General features: G+C 65.6%; 20 protein-coding genes and 1 pseudogene. 10 read left to right on the forward strand and 11 right to left on the reverse strand.

Annotated features, from left to right (window positions below):
* The first annotated feature begins 125 nt into the window (after nt 1-125).
* From ASC89_RS23330 to ASC89_RS23345, 4 genes are all read left to right on the forward strand, one after another.
* Nucleotides 126-1082: a S1C family serine protease gene (locus ASC89_RS23330; protein WP_056002459.1), complete on the forward strand. Its 957-nt coding sequence runs from the start codon at nt 126-128 to the stop codon at nt 1080-1082.
* A gap of 247 nt (nt 1083-1329) precedes the next feature.
* Nucleotides 1330-1704 carry a cupin domain-containing protein gene (locus ASC89_RS23335; protein ID WP_056002463.1) on the forward strand — a complete coding sequence of 125 codons (375 nt, stop codon included), beginning with the start codon at nt 1330-1332 and terminating at the stop codon, nt 1702-1704.
* An 87-nt stretch (nt 1705-1791) separates the two neighbouring features.
* Entirely contained in the window at nt 1792-2625 is an 834-nt protein-coding gene (locus tag ASC89_RS23340) for a hypothetical protein (RefSeq protein ID WP_056002466.1), read from the forward strand.
* 190 nt (nt 2626-2815) lie between these two features.
* Nucleotides 2816-3511 carry a L,D-transpeptidase gene (locus ASC89_RS23345; protein ID WP_244488534.1) on the forward strand — a complete coding sequence of 232 codons (696 nt, stop codon included), beginning with the start codon at nt 2816-2818 and terminating at the stop codon, nt 3509-3511.
* Here the strand turns inward: ASC89_RS23345 and ASC89_RS23350 are convergent, their stop codons facing one another.
* Complete coding sequence (locus ASC89_RS23350; protein ID WP_056002469.1) at nt 3512-3733, reverse strand: hypothetical protein; 222 nt, start codon at nt 3731-3733, stop codon at nt 3512-3514. It lies immediately after the preceding gene.
* Nucleotides 3734-3867: 134 nt separating this feature from the next.
* Here ASC89_RS23350 and ASC89_RS23355 point away from each other — a divergent pair, with 134 nt between their 5' ends.
* Nucleotides 3868-4140 carry a hypothetical protein gene (locus tag ASC89_RS23355; protein ID WP_156384748.1) on the forward strand — a complete coding sequence of 91 codons (273 nt, stop codon included), beginning with the start codon at nt 3868-3870 and terminating at the stop codon, nt 4138-4140.
* A gap of 46 nt (nt 4141-4186) precedes the next feature.
* Here ASC89_RS23355 and ASC89_RS23360 read toward each other — a convergent pair whose 3' ends face one another.
* Nucleotides 4187-4852, reverse strand: coding sequence for an OmpA family protein (locus tag ASC89_RS23360; protein WP_055887516.1), 666 nt, complete (start codon nt 4850-4852; stop codon nt 4187-4189).
* A 128-nt stretch (nt 4853-4980) separates the two neighbouring features.
* Nucleotides 4981-5751: an SDR family NAD(P)-dependent oxidoreductase gene (locus ASC89_RS23365; protein ID WP_244488535.1), complete on the reverse strand. Its 771-nt coding sequence runs from the start codon at nt 5749-5751 to the stop codon at nt 4981-4983.
* 268 nt (nt 5752-6019) lie between these two features.
* Between ASC89_RS23365 and ASC89_RS29010 the strand changes: the two genes are divergently transcribed.
* A complete protein-coding gene (locus ASC89_RS29010) occupies nt 6020-6442 on the forward strand; it encodes a hypothetical protein (RefSeq protein ID WP_156384749.1) in 423 nt (140 codons plus the stop codon).
* A gap of 24 nt (nt 6443-6466) precedes the next feature.
* Nucleotides 6467-7027, forward strand: a pseudogene (locus ASC89_RS29015) (endonuclease/exonuclease/phosphatase family protein); the annotation flags it as partial.
* A gap of 23 nt (nt 7028-7050) precedes the next feature.
* Here ASC89_RS29015 and ASC89_RS23375 read toward each other — a convergent pair.
* Both ASC89_RS23375 and ASC89_RS23380 read right to left on the reverse strand, forming a co-directional pair.
* A complete protein-coding gene (locus ASC89_RS23375; protein ID WP_055887523.1) occupies nt 7051-7446 on the reverse strand; it encodes a RidA family protein in 396 nt (131 codons plus the stop codon).
* 225 nt (nt 7447-7671) lie between these two features.
* Nucleotides 7672-8997: a hypothetical protein gene (locus ASC89_RS23380; RefSeq protein ID WP_055887526.1), complete on the reverse strand. Its 1326-nt coding sequence runs from the start codon at nt 8995-8997 to the stop codon at nt 7672-7674.
* 384 nt (nt 8998-9381) lie between these two features.
* On the opposite strand from ASC89_RS23380, the gene hemA reads away from it, so the two are divergent.
* A complete protein-coding gene (gene hemA, locus ASC89_RS23385; RefSeq protein ID WP_056002472.1) occupies nt 9382-10662 on the forward strand; it encodes a 5-aminolevulinate synthase in 1281 nt (426 codons plus the stop codon).
* Between the two features lie 152 nt (nt 10663-10814).
* Here hemA and ASC89_RS23390 read toward each other — a convergent pair whose 3' ends face one another.
* A complete protein-coding gene (locus tag ASC89_RS23390) occupies nt 10815-11420 on the reverse strand; it encodes a glyoxalase superfamily protein (protein WP_055887531.1) in 606 nt (201 codons plus the stop codon).
* A gap of 175 nt (nt 11421-11595) precedes the next feature.
* Nucleotides 11596-12309 carry a glyoxalase superfamily protein gene (locus ASC89_RS23395; RefSeq protein ID WP_055887535.1) on the reverse strand — a complete coding sequence of 238 codons (714 nt, stop codon included), beginning with the start codon at nt 12307-12309 and terminating at the stop codon, nt 11596-11598.
* Between the two features lie 209 nt (nt 12310-12518).
* On the opposite strand from ASC89_RS23395, the gene maiA reads away from it, so the two are divergent.
* Entirely contained in the window at nt 12519-13178 is a 660-nt protein-coding gene (maiA, locus tag ASC89_RS23400) for a maleylacetoacetate isomerase (RefSeq protein WP_244488536.1), read from the forward strand.
* A 194-nt stretch (nt 13179-13372) separates the two neighbouring features.
* Here the strand turns inward: maiA and mscL are convergent, their stop codons facing one another.
* The gene (gene mscL / locus ASC89_RS23405) at nt 13373-13801 is read right to left on the reverse strand and encodes a large conductance mechanosensitive channel protein MscL (RefSeq protein ID WP_055887542.1); all 429 of its coding nucleotides are present in this window, start codon (nt 13799-13801) and stop codon (nt 13373-13375) included.
* 256 nt (nt 13802-14057) lie between these two features.
* Here mscL and ASC89_RS23410 point away from each other — a divergent pair, with 256 nt between their 5' ends.
* Complete coding sequence (locus tag ASC89_RS23410; RefSeq protein WP_055887546.1) at nt 14058-15674, forward strand: PAS-domain containing protein; 1617 nt, start codon at nt 14058-14060, stop codon at nt 15672-15674.
* A 14-nt stretch (nt 15675-15688) separates the two neighbouring features.
* Here ASC89_RS23410 and ASC89_RS23415 read toward each other — a convergent pair whose 3' ends face one another.
* The 3 genes from ASC89_RS23415 to ASC89_RS23425 form a co-directional block, all read right to left on the reverse strand.
* Nucleotides 15689-16078 (reverse strand): cytochrome c family protein, encoded by a 390-nt coding sequence (locus ASC89_RS23415; protein ID WP_056002478.1) that lies wholly within the window; start codon nt 16076-16078, stop codon nt 15689-15691.
* 152 nt (nt 16079-16230) lie between these two features.
* Nucleotides 16231-16806 (reverse strand): dihydrofolate reductase family protein, encoded by a 576-nt coding sequence (locus ASC89_RS23420; RefSeq protein ID WP_056002480.1) that lies wholly within the window; start codon nt 16804-16806, stop codon nt 16231-16233.
* A 143-nt stretch (nt 16807-16949) separates the two neighbouring features.
* Nucleotides 16950-17609, reverse strand: a complete 660-nt coding sequence (locus tag ASC89_RS23425) for a response regulator transcription factor (protein ID WP_056002484.1) — start codon at nt 17607-17609, stop codon at nt 16950-16952.
* Between the last annotated feature and the right edge of the window lie 130 nt (nt 17610-17739).

The raw sequence follows: 17739 nt of genomic DNA on the forward strand, positions 1-17739 counted from the left end.
TTGCGGATGCTGGCGAAAACTTGCTCCCGGACCCGGCACCTCGAAAGCTCCCCATATGGGCAGGATCGCGGGCGGCGACCGCGAAACCCACATTTCTCGCTACACGAAACTGCCGGAGCATCCCAATGGCTCAGCCCTTGCCCTTCCCCACCGACCAACGTCTGCTCGATGTCTATTCGCTCACCGTTTCCGACGTCGCCGAGACCGTCGGGCCGGCCGTCGGCATGGTGACGACCGACGGCAAGGGCCACGGCTCGGGCGTGGTGCTGTCGCAGGATGGGCTGGTGGTCACCAACTCGCACGTTGTCGGCAGCCACAAGGACGTGCACCTGGCGCTGCCTGACGGGCAGCGGCTGGCCGGGCGGGTGCTCGGCGCCGATCCCGACACAGATCTCGCCATCCTCAAGGTCGATGGCAGTGCGCTGCCGATCGCTTCGCTGGGCGACAGCAGCGAGCTGAAGCGCGGCCATATCGCCATCGCCATCGGCAACCCGCTGGGGTTCGAGTCGACGGTTACCGCCGGCGTCATCTCGGCGCTCGGGCGGAGCCTCCGCTCGCCTTCCGGGCGGCCGATCGAGGACGTGATCCAGACCGATGCGGCGCTCAATCCGGGGAACTCGGGCGGCGCGCTGGTCTCGAGCCTCGGCGAGGTGGTGGGGATCAGCACGGCGATGATATCAGGGGCGCAGGGCATCTGCTTTGCGGTGGCCAGCAACACGGTGAAGCTGGTGCTGGGCGAAGTACTGCAGCATGGCGGAGTACGGCGCGCCTATCTTGGCGTCGCGGCCGACACGGTGAACCTGCCGCGGCGGGTGGCCGATGCTGCCCATGTCGGCACGCAGACGGCGGCGGTACTGCACTCGATCGTCGCGGATGGCCCGGCGGCGCGGGCCGGCGTGCGTGAAGGCGATGTGCTCTTGAGCCTCGACGGTCGTCCGGTGGAAGGCCCCGGTCCGCTGCTACGGATGCTCACCGCCGACGCCATCGGCCGGCGCGTCCGGCTGCAGCTGTTGCGGCAGGGCCGGCTGCTGGAACTGGATGTGGTGCTGACGCAGCGGCCGAGCGGGCCGGAGGGACGCTGAGTTCCGAGCGTGTTGCCCACCCGCCACCCTTGATCCCTCCCCACAAGGGGGAGGAAGCCCCTCACACCGACATCTCGGTTCCATCGTCTCCCTCCCCCTTGTGGGAGGGCAGCAAAGCTTGTGAGCGAAGCGAACTAGCGCCGCTGGGGGTGGGGGTGCCCCACACACCGGCGCGCGTAGCCCCACCACCGTCTTGCTGCTGTGACGCCCGTTCACTACGGTGCCGCTGATTGGCGGAGGACATGTCATGGCGGCTGAGTGCAAGGTGATCCGGGGCGGCGAAGGCTTCCGCGGCAAGCAGGGGCTCGACTATTTCGCCGGTGTTTCGGCGCAGTCGGCCGGCGCGAAAGGGATCTGTATGCACATGGCGGTGATCCCGCCCGGCGCCCAGGCCAAGCCGCATTATCACGAGGCGCACGAAACGGCGATCTTCCAGATCGAGGGCTCGACCTCGTTCCGGCATGGACCGAACCTCGAGTTCACCGATGTCGTGAACGAAGGCGACTATGTCTACATCCCCGCCGGCGTGCCGCATCAGCCGTTCAACCCGACCACCAGGATGGCACGGGCCATCATCGCCCGAACCGACCCCAACGAGCAGGAGAGCGTGGTGCTGATCTAGCTCCCGCTGTTTGCCATTTTCCTCGTACCCCGCGCAGCCTGTTTGTCGCGCAATCGACTTTCCTGATCACGCTCCGGAAGCTCCACGATGCAGAAACTCCTCGTCCTCCAATCGCTGTGGACCATGATCGGCCTCAAGGGGGCGCCGCGCGAGCGCTCGCTCGAGGCCAATGTCGAGATCATCGCCAATGCCGGGTTCGATGGCTTCGGCACCCAATGGATCGATCCCGAGGTGGCGCAGCGGGCGGGCCGGCTGGCGAAATCCGCCGGGCTGGTGGTCGAGGGTCTCTGCTTTCCCACCGATATCGACAGCCTCCTGCCGGTGCTCGAATGGGGCGCGGCCTATGGCGTGCACCACATCAACATCCAGCCCAACCTCCGCCCACGGACGCTGGCCGAAGCGGTGCGAGTGGCGGAGGGCTGGCTCAAGCTTTCCGAGCAGGTGCCGTTCCCGGTCTATGTCGAGACGCATCGCGACCGGATGACCAACGACCTGCATTTCACCCTCGACCTGATCGCTGCCCTGCCCGAGCTGAAGCTGCTCGGCGACCTCTCGCACTACGTGGTCGGCCGCGAGATCGCCTTGCCGGTGCCCGAGGAGATCGAGGCGCAGATGACGACGATCCTCGAGCATTGCTGGGCCTTTCACGGCCGGGTCGCCAGCAGCGAGCAGGTGCAGCTGCCGCTGTCGTTTCCCCAGCATGCGCCGTGGCTCGAGCAGTTCGGCACCTGGTGGCGCAACGGCTTTGCCGACTGGAAGAACCGGGCCGGCGCGGATGCGGAGCTCAGCTTCCTCTGCGAGCTCGGCCCGCAGCCCTACGCCATCGCCGGGGCGGACGGAACCGACCTCACCGACCGCTGGGCGGAGTCGCTGCAGCTGCGCGACCTGGCGCGGGCGGCGTGGGGCCGAACGATAAATTGATCGACACCCAACTTGCCTCAGCCATAATGGTGCGCAAGCTGAGCAAGTAATCAGCTCTGGTGGGCGGCCTTCCTAGATCGCTTCACCGTCTAAAGTAGACGTCGAAACGCTCTAGGTTCTTGATTTGTCGCGCTTTCGAACCGGAAAAGTCTCACAACTTTTCCTGAAAGCGCTCCAGAGGGCAAGTTCCGTGCAGGCAAAAACGATCGGCAATAACGGCCCGTCGCGGCGGGCCTTTCTCTTGGGTGCAGCGAGTTTCGGCGGGTTGGCGCTGACCGGTTGCTCGACCACCATCGGCAATCGGCAGGTGACGGTCCCCAACCTGCTGCCGGCGATTATCTCGCCCTATTACCTGCAGATCTACGGTGCGATGCCGGAGGAAAAATTCCCGGTGCCGGCCGTCGACCTCAATAAGGTCGACCAGCGCTACCTGAGGACCGAGGTGGACGATCCCACTGGCGAGAAGCCCGGCACCATCGTGGTCGAGACTTCGGCGCGCTTTCTCTACCTGGTGCAGGACAATGGCACTGCCATCCGCTACGGCGTGGGCATCGGGCGCGACGGCTTCACCTGGTCGGGGCGCGGCAGTATCGGGCGCAAGGCGCAATGGCCGACCTGGTATCCGCCGGCCTCGATGATGGAGCGGCAGCCCGAAACGCGCGAGTTCGCAGGCGGCATGCCCGGCGGCATGAACAATCCGCTGGGTGCACGGGCGATGTACATCTACCGCAACGGCGTCGACACCATCTACCGGATCCACGGGACGCGCGAGTACTGGAGCATCGGCAAGGCGGTGTCGTCGGGCTGCGTGCGGCTGATCAACCAGGACGTGATCGACCTCTACTCACGCGTGTCGGTGGGGACACCGATCATTGTGCGCGGCTGATCAGTTCTGCTTGCGGATTGTCGCCTTGGGCACCGGGCAGTTCATCTTGCCGGTGAAGGGATCGAGGGTGCAGGTCGGCCAGATGTGGCAATTCAGCTTCTTGGTGAACGGGTCGAGCGTGCAGTTCGGGGGAATGCTGTCGCCGTTGTTGCGCTCGGCAAAGGCGGGCGCGGCGCCAAGGGCAGTGACGAGAACGGCGGAAAGCAGAGCAATGCGGAGCATGGTCTTGGTCCTCTCGGCTGATTCTATGGCTCCGACCGTGCGCCGGGCCGACTGAACGAGCGCTGAGGAGCGCGTTCAGGGAACCAAAACCTGAGGGACACACTTGTTCGATCGCCATTAGGAGGGGAGATGCGATGAGTGCCGACGTGAGACGAACGCCCAAGGTGGCGCGAGTGGATCAGCTGATCGACGAAAACGGCCAGCCGATCTCGCTGCCGGAGAATTCTACCCTCAGGGTGACGCGCGATGTCGAGGAGAGCATCGGCGGCACGGGGCCGACCAACTGGTGGAAACGCGGACTGATCGGCTTGGGGATCGTGGCGGTGATCCTCCTCGGCTTCCAACTGCTCGCCAGCACCACCCGCTCGCCGGCCACCGCGCCAGCGGCCACGACCACCGGGCAATGAAAAAGGCCCGGGAGATGCCCGGGCCTCGATCTCGATGTCGCCGAACTCAGCCCTGGATGGGCGAGAGCTGGATTTCGACGCGGCGGTTCTGCGCGCGGCCCGACTCGGTGCCGTTGGAGGCGATCGGATCCTCCTCGCCCTTGCCGGTGATGTAGAAGCGGCGCTGGTCGACGCCCTGGCTGGCGAGGATGGTCGCCACGGCCGTGGCGCGCTTCTGGCTCAGCTCCAGGTTGTAGCTGTCCGAGCCCTGGGAGTCGGTGTGGCCATAGACGTCGATGACGGTCTTGTTGAACTTCTTCAGCACCAGGCCCACCGAGATCAGCGTCTCGCTGAACTTGGGCTGCACCGTCGCCGAGTCGGTGGAGAAGGTGATGTTGGACGGCATGTTGAGGATGATCTGCTGGCCGACGCGGGTCACCGAAACCCCGGTGCCCTGCAACTGGGCGCGCAGCTCGGCCTCCTGCTGGTCCATATAGCTGCCGATGGCCGCCCCGGTGAGGCCGCCGACGCCGGCGCCGATCAGCGCCGCGACCCGCGGGTCAGCGCCGGTCGCCGCGCCGATGATGCCACCGACCACGGCGCCGCCGCCCGCACCGAGCAGCGCGCCGCCGGTGGTGTTGGAGAGCTGGCTCTGGCCGGTATAGGGATTGATCGAAGTACAGGCGCTCAGCGACAGGGCCGCGAGGCCGGCGATCAGTATCTTGGATTTCATCGAGTCCCCCGTAGGTGTGGCGCACGTTCTCGCCACCGATTGCGGCAGCAAGGTGTCGCCTCGCCGCCTTTGCCCGCGGCGAGACTAGATCATGAACGCCCCTTGTTGAAGCAGTCGTTTGCGGCCGATCAGCCGTGCGCCCAGCCGCCATCGACGATGAAATCCTGAGCGGAGATCATCTTGGAATCGTCGGCCGCGAGGAACAGCACCATGCGGGCGATATCCTCGGGGTAGAGCCGCCCCTTCAGCGCCTGCTGCTGGTCGAGCGAGGCCATCGCCTCGGGAGTGGCCCAGAGCGAGAGCTGCCGCTCGGTCATGATCCAGCCCGGCACCAGGGTGTTCACGCGCACGCCATGCTGGCCATACTCCTTGGCCATCGAGCGCGACATGCCATGCATGGCGGCCTTGGCGGCGGTGTAGACGGTGAGTTGCGCCGAGAGCGTCATCCAGCTGACCGAGCCGAAATTGATGATCGAACCGCGGTTGGCGGCGACCATTCCCGGGGCCACCGCCTGCGCGGCGAAGAAGGCGTGCTTCAGGTTGACGGCGATACGCTTGTCCCAATCCTCGGGGCTGACCTCGGCGATATCGTGCCGGTGGTCGTTCGCCGCGTTGTTGACCAGCGCCAGGGTCGGGCCGTGTGCCGCCTCGAAACCCTTGATGGCCGCCTGGTAGGCAGCAATGTCGGTGACGTCGCAGCGGGTGAAGCTCACCGTGCCGCCGGCTGCGTTCAGCTCGGCCGCCAGCTTGTCGCCCGCCTCGCCAGAGATATCGACGAAGCCGACTTTGCTGCCCTGCGCCGCGAAGGCGCGGACCATGCCCTCGCCGATACCCGAAGCGCCGCCGGAGATGATCACCGGCATGCCCTTGAGACTGGGATAGATTGCATATTCAGACACGGAAACCCCCGGGAAACAGTATTGGCGGGGGATTTAGCGCGCGGTTAGGCGCGCGACAAGGCGCGATCCGTACGCCGGTGCGTTTCACCGTTTCGATGAAACGGCGATACGCACCAGATCCTTGATTTGTCGCGCTTTCGAACCGGAAAAGTCTGCAACTTTTCCTGAAAGCGCTCCGGGTTACGCCAACCCACGATTTGTCACCGGGACGACATATCGGCTGGCTAGGGGAGGCGTTCCCCTCCTCGCTGACGAAGTGCCAACACCCATGTCTCTCGATCTCGTCAAACCCGCCCAGATTGCCCTGCTGCAAGGGCCGCCGCAGGCCGAGCGCGACCGGCTGGATGCACTGGAGCGGACCGAGGCCAACCATGCCGAGGCCCTCGCCGGCCTCGCCTGCCTGCAGCGCGTCGAAGTGCCGGTCGCCGCGCGCAGCGAAGTGCTGGCGTTCCCGCTGACCGTCGCCGCCTGGAACCTCGAGCGCTGCTACAATGTCGAGAAGTCCGCCGCGGTGCTGCAGCGCGAAGGCGCGGAACTGGTGCTGCTGTCGGAAGTCGACAACGGCATGGCACGCACCGGCCAGCGGCACACCTCACGTGACATCGCGGTCGAACTCGGCATGAACTACGCCTTCGGGGTCGAATTCCTCGAATTGGAGCTCGGCGCCGAAGTGGAGCTCGAGTTCTGCTAAGACGATTTCAACCGCCATGGCTTTCACGGCAACGCGCTGCTGTCGAAGGCGGCGTTGCAGGCGCCGGTGATGATCCGGCTCGAGCCGCATGGGCACTGGTTCACGCCGGAAAGTCCGGCCCGCCGGGTGGGCACGCGCTGCGCCATCGCAACGGCGGTTGAGACGACCGAGGGGCCGCTCTATGCGGTGTCGGTGCATCTCGAGAACCGCGGCGATGCTGGATATCGCGAAGCACAGGTGAGGCGCCTGATCGACGCGATCGACGAACTCGCCGGCGCCGCGCCGGTGATCATCGGCGGCGACCTCAATACCGGGCTCGCCGATGGCGGCGACTTCGAGAAGGAAACCCTGTTCGCCCACGCCTATGGCCGCGGCTTCGAACGGCATGGTGGGCCGATCAGCCAGACCACGACGCGCCCGAGCCGGGTGAGCCGCAGCCCGCGTGGCACCTGGAAGCTCGACTGGTTCCTGACGCGCGGACTGCTGGTGGAGGACAGCCGCATCGTGCCATCGCTGGCCGAGGACGGCGAGGTGCTGTCGGACCACGACATGGTGGTGGCGAAGCTGGGTGGGTTCAGGGGCTGAGTGGCCCTCGTCCCCACTCACGGTCAATCGACGACCGCGATTGCATCGACCTCGATCAGATAGCCGGGTGATAGCGCAGCGACGCCGAGGACCGTATCTGCCGGCTTGTGATCGCCGAACAGTGCAACCCGCGCCTGCTCGATAATCGGCAGGCACGTGTCGCGCTCGTAGTTGACGACATAGATGTTGATCCTGGTGACCTGGTCGGTCCGAGCTCCGGCGGCAGAGAGGGCACGACCGAGATTGGCGAAAACCTGTCGTGCCTGGGTCGCCAGATCGCCGCGACCTACGAGCTTGCCATGGATATCCTCGGGCTCCTGCCCCGCGATGAACACCAACTTGCTGCCGGTGGCCACAACGACCTGGGTGTAGGTTTGTGGAACGGGGAGATCGCTGGGGTTGATGAGTTCAAGCGCCATTGTTCAGCTATCCGATGGTGGGCGGCGAGGACGGGGTGCCGCCGAAGCGGGATGTGGTGGTGACGCGTGGCGGCGATCAACAGCCACAGCGACCGGCCGACAACCACCGGCCGTCACCCCGACGAAAGCCGGAGCCCAGTGCTCAGGCCCATCCACCGGCACAACCGTGGGCCCCGCTTTCGCCGGGATGACGGCCGGTGGGTATCTGCGCTATCTCGCCTTGGCTCAGACGGTGTCGTCTTCGACGATCACTTTGCCGGTCGGGGCGACGTCCATCGCTTCGACCTTTTGCAGCAGCTGTTCGATCTTTTCCACATTGGCGATGTGGCGGGTTTCCATCGAGAAGTTCAGCGTGATGTACTCGCGGCCGGGACAGAAGGTGCAGATATTGGCGGCCGGGTGCCAGGCGCCGCAGTAGATCGGCTCCATCATGCCATGGGTCATCGGGCCGTAGGTGCGGTGCGGCGGCACCAGGGTGAGCACGATGTGGATGCCGCCGTTGAAACGCCAGAAGCGCTTGCCGGGCAGGAACGGCGCGATGCGGTTGAGGCCGCGCAGCGCCTTGAACATCGAGTTCATCATCACCTGGAACTTGGTGATGTCCTTCTTCTCGATCTTGTCGATGGTGTCGTCGACCTTGCGGACATAGGCGACGAAATCGTCGATCACCTCGAACTTGGCTTCGAGCGCCCGGACGCGGAAGAAATCATCATCGGCATCGTGGCGCTTGCCATCGAGCATGGTGTAGGCGGCGCCGATCACCTTTTTCGACATGTGCCGGTCCTCACCCTCGCCGTTGAGGGCGTGGGTGACGAGCGCGAACATCAGCGAGCGCTGGCGCACGCCGAGCTTATTGGCGAGCAGCCGCAACCGGTGGCGCTTCAGCGCCAGGGTCTTGAAGCCCCACGGTTTGTCCGGCGGCGCGAGGATGTTGGCGAGGGTCACGTACATGAAGGTCATGCCCCAACCACGCAGGGTGCCCTTGATGCGGGCGCCGAGCCCGACCTTGTTGGATTTATCGCTCATCACGCCATGGCCGGCGGAGGCGGAGCGGGTGAGCAGCGCCGAATCGGAGCCTTCGAGCAGTGCGTGGCTCGAGCGCACCTGGATCATCGAGGCGCGACCCATCTCGTCGGGTCCGCTGCGGCGGACCACGGCGGAGACGCGGAACAGCGGCAGGTCGTCACGCTCGAAGATATCGGGCGATTTCGACACCCACTTGTCGGGATAGCCGTCGAACTCGTCGACTTCCTCGACATGGGTGATGGCATCGAGCAGGTGCTTGGGGAACGGCTGGCCCGGCCGGGCGCCGACGAAGCCGTGGCTCAGCTGCGGGGCCAGCGCCACCATGTCGGCGACCAGATTGCCCAGCGATTCCTTGTCGAAATGCGACTTCGAAGCGGCGGTGAAGAACACCGTGTCGCGCGCCTCGTAGAGGAACCACTGGAAATCGGTGAACAGCGCCTGCGGATGCTTGTTAACGGCGGCAAGCGCCAGGTCGAGCACCTCGGCATGGTCGTTGGCGAAGCTGGACGAAGAGAAGCTCTTCATGGCGGATCCCCCTGTTTCCGTAAGGTTGATACTAGCGGACGCCGGAACCGGGTCAACGGAAAGGCATCGGGGCCGTTAATCCCACGTCGAACGGCCAATGCGAGCGGAGTGACACGATCGCGCTGAACCCATTCTGAACGCAGAATATCACCAGTCGGATAAGGCAGATGCGACGAGTTGCGCGCATCTGTTTGATTGGCAGCGAAGGCGCCATTGTTTAGGATGGTTCCAGGCTGCACCGGCAAGCTGCAGCCCGGCCAATGACTTGTATAAGCCGCCGCGCGGCGAATTGACCTATGTCAATGCCCGGGTCTGGGGAATAGCTATCTCCTTGACCGGTGAGGTCGCCAGCAGGCGAAAGGCCTGCGCTACGAGAGTGGAACTATGGACTATCGCGGGTTTTTCGAGGACGCCGTCGACACCTTGCGGCAGGAGAAGCGCTATCGCGTTTTCGCCGATCTCGAACGAATTGCCGGGCGGTTTCCCCGGGCCATCTTCCGGGATAATGCCGACAACCAGCGCGAGATCACCATCTGGTGCTCGAACGATTATCTCGGCATGGGCCAGCACCCGGTCACTATCGCGGCCATGCAGGACACTGCAGCGCGACTCGGCGTCGGCGCCGGCGGCACCCGCAACATTTCCGGCACCAACCGGCCGCTGGTCGAGCTCGAGCGTTCGCTCGCGGACCTGCACCGCAAGGAAGCGGCGCTGGTGTTCACCTCGGGGTTCGTCTCCAACGAGGCCGCGATCTCGACCATTGCGCGGCTGCTCCCCGATTGCGTGATCTTCTCGGACCAGCTCAACCACGCCTCGATGATCCAGGGCGTGCGCCAGTCGGGCATGGAAAAGAAGATCTTCCGTCACAACGACGTAGCGCACCTGCGTGAGCTGTTGGCGTCGGTCGATCGCAAGCGCCCCAAGCTCATCGTCTTCGAGTCGGTCTACTCGATGGATGGCGACGTGGCGCCGATCGCCGAGATCTGCGGCCTCGCCGAGGAATTGGGCGCGCTGACCTATATCGACGAAGTGCACGCGGTGGGCATGTATGGCCCGCGCGGCGGTGGCATTGCCGACCGCGAGGGCCTGATGGGCCGCATCGATATCATCGAGGGCACGCTCGCCAAGGGCTTTGGCGTGATGGGCGGCTATGTCGCCGCCAACCAGGCGATCATCGACGCGATCCGCTCCTATGCGCCGGAGTTCATCTTCACCACCGCCCTGCCCCCGGCGCTGTGCGCTGCGGCGCGCGCCTCGATCGAGCACCTCAAGCTCTCCTCGGTAGAGCGCGAAGGCCAGCAGCGCCAGGCGCAGCTGACCAAGGATATCCTTGGTGATGCCGGCCTGCCGGTGCTGAAGACCGACACCCATATCGTGCCGGTGATCGTCGGTGACGCGCGCCTCTGCAAGGCGGCGAGCGACATGCTGCTGGAAAAGCACAACATCTACATCCAGCCGATCAACTACCCCACCGTGCCCAAGGGCACGGAGCGGCTGCGCATCACGCCGACGCCGCTCCACACCGACGAGATGATCATCGAGCTCCGCCACGCGCTGGTGAGCGTCTGGGCCAGCCTCGAGCTGCCACGCGAACGCCCGACCGCCAAGGTCAGCTCGAACAAGCTGATCAGCGGCGACCTGACGCTCACTGGCGCCGGCGGCTGAGGCCTCTGCCGACTGAAGCAGACGGCCCCCTCCCATCCTCCCCCACAAGGGGGGAGGTGCTCCGCTGGTTCACTCGGCACGATCGAAGACTAGAGTCTCGACTCTTCACCTCCCGCTTCATGGGGGAGGATGGGAGGGGGTGTCTCAGTCAGTCAGTTCCCCGCCGCCTCTTCCAGCCGAAATCCGCGCGCCCAGATCTCGCCACCGCCTGCCAGCTGCAGGCCGTAGCGGATCAGCGCCGCCGTTTCCGGCACTGCCATCACCACTTCGCGGCCGGTCCAGCCGAAATCGCCGCGAGCCGGGGTATTGGCCACATTGATCGGGCGCCCATCAGCGGCGTCGAGCTTCAGCCAGATGGCGCCGCGCTCCACGGCCTTGCCCATCAGTTCGGCGCCGAGCCGAACCGTCTTGCCGCGCCAGGGGGCGGCGGGGATGGTGCGCATCAGCCCGCCGAACTCATCGACATCGACGATGTCGTTGGGGCTGGTCGAGGCGACGTGCATGGCGCCCGGCAGGTCGGGATCGAGCCCGGCCCGATAGGCGTTGCCCCGGCCGATGCCGGTGAGGGTCCAGCCAGGCGGCAGCGCGGGCGGCTGGGCCTCGGCGTTGATGCGGGCGGCGAGCCTGTTCCAGTCGGCAAAGCCGAACTGCAGCGCCACCAGCTCGAGGCAATCGGAATGGCTGAGTTCGAGTTGCCTGTCGGCAAGGCCCTGGCGCAGCGCACGGGCCATCTGCTTGGCGTCAAGGAAACTATGCATGGTCTGAACCTTTCACCGGGCAGCAAGAAGGGTCAGTGCTCGCATTGCTGACGGCTTGCCCGAGGTCAAACCACAAGGATGAAGTCGCGCGGTTCACCGTCCCCAAAGGGTGCGAGCGGCAGGCTGCACGGGCCTGCCGCTCAGTCTCACCTTCGGCGATACGAAGTCAACCGGATCAAGCCGCCGGCTGTTCGCCGCCGAAATCGAGATTGGTTGGGCGGCTCAGGTAGCGAGGACCGGGCTCGGTGGTGGCGACATCCACCCCTACGGGGTCGAGGGCAAAACGCCGGGCCCAGGCCTTGCCGCTGCCGCGCAGGAAGAAGCCGTAGTGGATGGTTGCCGCTGTCTCGGGCACATCGAGGACGATCTGCCGCTCGGTCCAGCCGAGGGTGCCGGCAAGCGGACCACCAGGCCGCTGCAGCAGGTTGTCGAAGTGCAGGTACCTCCCCTCGGCCGGATCGACGCGCATCCAGAGCGTCGCGGTCTCCGCCGCTTCGGTACGCAGCTCCGCCGTCAGCCGCAGCCGGCTGCCGCGATAGGGGTCGGCGAGGACCGACTGCATCAGCACCGCCGTCTCGCCGGCAGCGCGATCGATCGCCTGGTCCCGGTCCGGGCGGCTTTCGATCAAGGCGGTGCCCGGCGCCTTCGGATCGATGCCAAGGCGATAGTTCCCCTCATTGGTGTGGCCGGCGACATGCCAGCCAGGCGGCAACTCAAGCGGCGCCAGCTGCGCTGCCTCGATGCGAGCGGCGAGCATGTTCCAGTTGGCAAAGCCATACTGGCGGGCGACCAGTTCGAGCGCGTCGGAGTGCGAAATCTCCTGGCCGCGTTCGGCGAGGGCCTGGCGCAGCGCCTTGGCCATATGCTTGGAGTCGAGAAAGGAATGCATGGTCTGATCCTCTGGCGGACAGCGCGTGGGTCAGTGCTCGCATTGCCGACGGGCTGTCCGTTGAAGGTCAAACCCGGCTTGGTGGTGGTGCATTCACCTTTCCCGTGAGGGTGCGAGCGGCGGGCTGCACCAGCCCTGCCTTCGCAAGATATCGGCGCTGTCGAGTCTGTCAAATCGCTGGCAAGTCTGCAAACCGCTGGACTGTGACAGTGGCTCCAGCCAAGCTTGTCGCCATGCAGCTCCGTCTTCATTCCCGCTACCAGAACTCCGCCGGCCAGCGTGTGCGGATCGTGCTCAACCTCAAGCGCATCGGCTACGAATATGTGCCGGTGCCCTCGGCCAGTTCTCCCGCATACCGCGCCATCAACCCGCAGGGGTTGATGCCGGCGCTGGAGATCGACGGGCGGATCGTGGCGCAATCGCTGGCGATCATCGGGCTGGTGGATGAGCTCTATCCCGACCCGCCCCTGCTGCCGGCCGATCCATTCGATCGGGCCGAAGCACGCGCCTTCGCGCTTTTGATCGCGGCGGATGTGCACCCGATCAACAACAACCGGGTGCGCAAGTACCTGGCCGGCCCGATCGGCGCCAGTGAGGCTGCGATCGACGGCTGGTACCGGCACTGGATCGCCACGGCGTTCGAGAGCCTCGAGACGGCGCTGGCGCGTCGGACACGCCCGACCCGCTACGGCTTCACCGAGACCCCTGGCCTTGCCGAAGCCTGCCTCGTGCCGCAAATGGCCAATGCCCGACGCTTCGGCTGCGACCTCGCCCCCTACCCGCGGCTCGAAGCGCTCGACGCCTCATGTCGCGACCTGCCCGAGTTCGTTGCGGCTCGGCCGGAGATGCAGGTGGATTATCCAGGGTAGGCATTTCGCCTGATAGCACTCTGTTGGGCACCGGCCCCTCCCCCATCCACGGTGACACCGTGCATGGGGTGGCTTTGAGTGCCCTCAACTGCCCAAGAGTTCATCCAACTCAGGCGACCTGCGAACGGCGTAGAAACGAGAAACGCACGCCGGCCAAGCGGCGTGCGTTCCAAAACGTCATAAGCGGGTTGCGCTTACTTCTGCGCCTTGATGGCGTCGCGGATCTCGGTGAGCAGCTTTTCTTCGGTGGTAGGAGCCGGCGGCGCGGCGGGAGCAGCGGCTTCCGACCTGCGCAGGCGGTTGATGCCCTTGACCACGAGGAACAGCACGAAGGCGATAATGGTGAATTTCACCACGGCATTGATGAACAGGCCGTAGTTGAGGGTCGCGACACCGGCAGCGCGGGCAGCAGCGACCGACGGGACCGGGACATTATTGGGGTTGGAAATGACGAGGAACAGGTTCGAGAAGTCGATGCCGTTGAGGATCAGCCCGATGATCGGCATGAACAGGTCGTCGACGACGGACGAGACGATGGCGCCGAACGCGGCGCCGATGATCACACCGATGGCCAGGTCAATGACGTTGCCCTTCAAGGCAAAATCGCGAAATTCCTTGAACATGTAAGTCCCCTTGGTTGGCGGCGCCGACCGGCCTCCCCGTGGCGGCAGATGACCCAAGCCGCGCCCTCGCTTGAGTTTTTCCCTGTTTGGACGACAAAGCAACTCAACTGTTGCGCCGGCCGGGCGTCGCTGTGGACGATGACACGGAGCGTTCCCGGCCCACCCATTGAAGAAACGGGGATAACAGCCCCGACTTTGTGCGGCCTTGCGACAGCGGGGGCCGGGGCAGATATTGGGGCGGGGCACGGAATTTGAGATGGTCGAGACGCTGACCGAGACACAGGAATCGCTGCGACAGGCGATTGAGCATATCCCGCAGGGCGTGGCGGTGTTCGATCGCGACCTGCGGCTGGTCACCTGCAACTCGCGCTATGGCGAACTGCTGGCGCTGCCGGCCGACCTGATGCGCTCGGGGACGGCACTCTACGACATGGCGCTGTTTGTGGCGCGGCGCGGCGATCTCGGCGCCGGCGACGCGATTTCGCTCGCGGCACAGCGGGTGCAGACACTGACCCAGTCGCACACCACGGTCAGCCAGCGGCTCGGCGCCAAGGGCCAGGTGCTGGAGTTCCACTCGGCGCGCCTGCCCGATGGCGGACTGGTGATCAGCTTTGCCGACGTGACGGCGCGGGTGGATGCCGAGACCGAGCTTGCCAGCATCAATCAATCGCTCGAGGGCCGGGTCGAGGAGCGCACGGCGGCGCTGATCCGGGTGAACTCGGAGCTCGAAGTGGCGCGGGCCAAAGCCGACGCCGCCAACCGCGACAAAACCCGGTTCTTTGCTGCTGCCAGCCATGACCTCCTGCAGCCGCTCAATGCGGCGCGGCTCTATACCTCGACGCTGGTGGAGCGCGCCGGCGGCACCGGGCTCGACGAGTTGGCGCATTCGATCGAAGCCTCGCTCACCGCGGTCGAAGAAATCATGGCGGCGTTGCTCGATATCTCACGCATCGACGCGGGCGCGGTGAAGCCGGCGGCGACACCATTCCAGGTCCGCGACCTGCTCAAGAAGGTCGATGTCGAGTTCGCTCCACTGGCGCTGAAGAAGGAGATCGACCTGAGATTGGTCGATACCTCGCTCGCCGTGGTGGGCGACCGGGCGCTGACGGCGCGCGTCATCCAGAACCTCGTTTCCAACGCCATTAAGTATACCCGCCCCGGCGGCCGGGTGCTGGTCGGCGCCCGGTTGCGTGGCACCAGGGTGCGGTTCGACGTGATCGATACCGGCATCGGCTTCAACAAGGACCAGCACGCGCTGATCTTTGCCGAATTCAGCCGGCTGGAGCATGGCGCCCGGATGGCGCAGGGGCTCGGCCTCGGGCTGTCGATCGTCAAGCGCCTGGTGACGGCGCTCGGCCTGACGATGGAGCTCGAGAGCAAGGAGGCGCGCGGTTCGCGCTTCTCGCTCTACCTGCCGTACCATCGCTCGCTCAAGGTGATGCCCGAGGAAGGTCCGGCGCGCGAACCGACCTCCAACCTTAACGGCTTGCGTATCCTCTGCGTCGACAACGAACGCGCCATCCTCGATGCCATGGAAGGGCTGCTTGGCGGCTGGGGCTGCGACGTGCGCTCGGCCCGCTCGCTCAAGGACATCGACAAGGATGGGCTGCTGCTCGGCTGGCTGCCGGACCTGGTGCTGATGGACTACCACCTCGACCAGACCTCCGGCCTCGATGCCATCGAGTGGCTGCGCCACAATGTCGGCGGCCACCTCCCCGCGGCCCTCGTTACCGCCGACCGCAGCCCGGCGGTGCGGGCGCTGGCTGAGGATCGCGGCATCACCGTGGTGACCAAGCCTGTGAAGCCGGCAGCTCTGCGCGCCACGATCAGCCAGCTGGCGGGCCAGCGCGGCCGGAAACGGGTCGAGGCCTAGGACCGGACTGCGCGCTACTGCGCCGGTGGCGTGGAAAACGTCGCGAGATAGGCGATGACGCTGGCGACGTCGTCGGGGTTGCGCAGCCCGGTGAACGCCATGTTCGAGCCGTTGACCACGCTGCGCGGCTTGGTGATGAACTTGCTGAGCGTCTCGACATCCCAGACCACCCCGGCCTGCCCTGCCTCGAGCATGGCCGGCGAATAGGTGAAGCCCTCCAGCGTGGCAGCCGGCCGGCCGATCACGTTGTTGAGCGACGGCCCGGTCTTGGCCGCCTCGTTCCCCACGGCATGGCAGCCGGCGCATCGCTCGAACGCCGCCGGGGCGAGCGCCGCATCGCCCTCAGCCCAGGCCCCTCCGGCGCTCAGCATGAGGGCGGCAATTGCAATCGCAGTTCGAAGCATCCACGACCTCCCTGATTGGCCTCGCGACCGAAATCAGCTCCCGGATCGTCGGGGCATCGCAAAGCAGGATATCGCAGCGCGGCACGCTCACCAACCGCCGATACAGCCGTTCGGCATTGCGGCTGCGGGTAGCCCCAATGGCGTCCTGCGGGTCAGCCCACAGACGACGCGTAGACGGCGTGCACCATGCCCGAGCCGAGCTGCCTGAGGTCGCGGAGGTCGAAGCGAGCGGCATAGTCGGCGGGGAACAGCCGAGTGCCGCGACCGAGTACGGTCGGATAGATCAGCATGTGTACCTGGTCGACCAGCCCGTGCGGCAGCAGCGAATGCACCAGTCCGGCGCTGCCATAGACCAGAATATCGCCACCTCCGTCGTCCTTCATCCGGCGGACTTCCCCGGCCACGTCGCGAGCGAGCACCGTGGTGTTGCTCCAGTCCGCCTGCTGCAGCGTGGTCGAGGCGACGTATTTGGGCATGCCGTTGAGCCGCCTGGCGAAGCCAGCGGGGTCATCGAGTGTCGGCCACACCGCGGCGAAGCCTTCATAAGTGGTGCGCCCCATGAGCGCGATATCGGCGGCCCATAGCTCCTGACGCATAATCTCGTCGCCCTCGGGACCGCGACTATAGGGACCAACCCAGTTGCCGAGGCCGGAGTTCTCCATGCCGACGGGATCCTGCACCACCCCATCGAGCGAGATGTAAACGCTCACCACCAGCTTGCGCGCCATTGGACTTCCTCTCGTTCTGGTTTCCGCTGATATCCATAGGACGATCAACGCAGCAGCGGGGCGACAGCTGCTGCCAAAACGAGCGCGAATTCTGCCAATGTGCGGTGGACCGCCAATGGCGGCCGGCAGGGCGACGAAGTCGCTTAGGTGCCCGACAGCAACTCGTCGAACTGGCCTTCCTCGATCTTCGACGCCGCGATCACCGCCTGGGTGCGGCTGTCGACATCGAGTTTCTGCAGGATGGCGGAGACGTGGGCCTTCACCGTCGCCTCGGAGATCGAGAGCTCGTAGGCGATCTGCTTGTTCATCAGACCGTCCGAAAGCATCATCAGCACGCGCACCTGCTGCGGGGTGAGCGTGCCGAGCCGCCGCATCAAAGCCGACTGGTTGTCCTCGGCCGGGAACTCCATGCCTTCGGGAACGAACACCTCGCCCGACAACACGGTTTCGATGGCCCGGCGGATATCGGCCGGGCCGACCGATTTGTGCAGGTAGCCCGAGGCGCCGAGCTCGAAGGCGCGGCGGATGATGCCGCCATCTTCGACGGCGGTGACGATCATGACCGGGATTTCGGGGTACTGGGCGCGCAGCAGCAACAGGCCGGAGAAGCCGCGCACGCCTGGCATATTGAGGTCGAGCAGCACCAGGTCGCAATCGCGATCGGCCTCGAGCGCGGCGCTGAGCGCCGTAAGGTCGCCCGCTTCCTCAACCGAGATCGACGGGTCGCCGCCGGCCAGCGTCTGGCGCAGCGCGGCGCGGAACAGCGGGTGGTCATCGACGATGATGATGCGACGGGTGGTCATCTTACGCGCGAACTCCTGGGCGCCCTACCTAACAAGCAGCTTGCCGCTTTTGTATCCCACTTAAGACGGGCGTGGGGACAGAGATTTGGCCGCTCGCCTTCTCCACAGCTCGCTGACGCCGATTCGCAAA

This window comes from Devosia sp. Root413D1 (assembly GCF_001425235.1).
GTDB lineage: Bacteria > Pseudomonadota > Alphaproteobacteria > Rhizobiales > Devosiaceae > Devosia_A.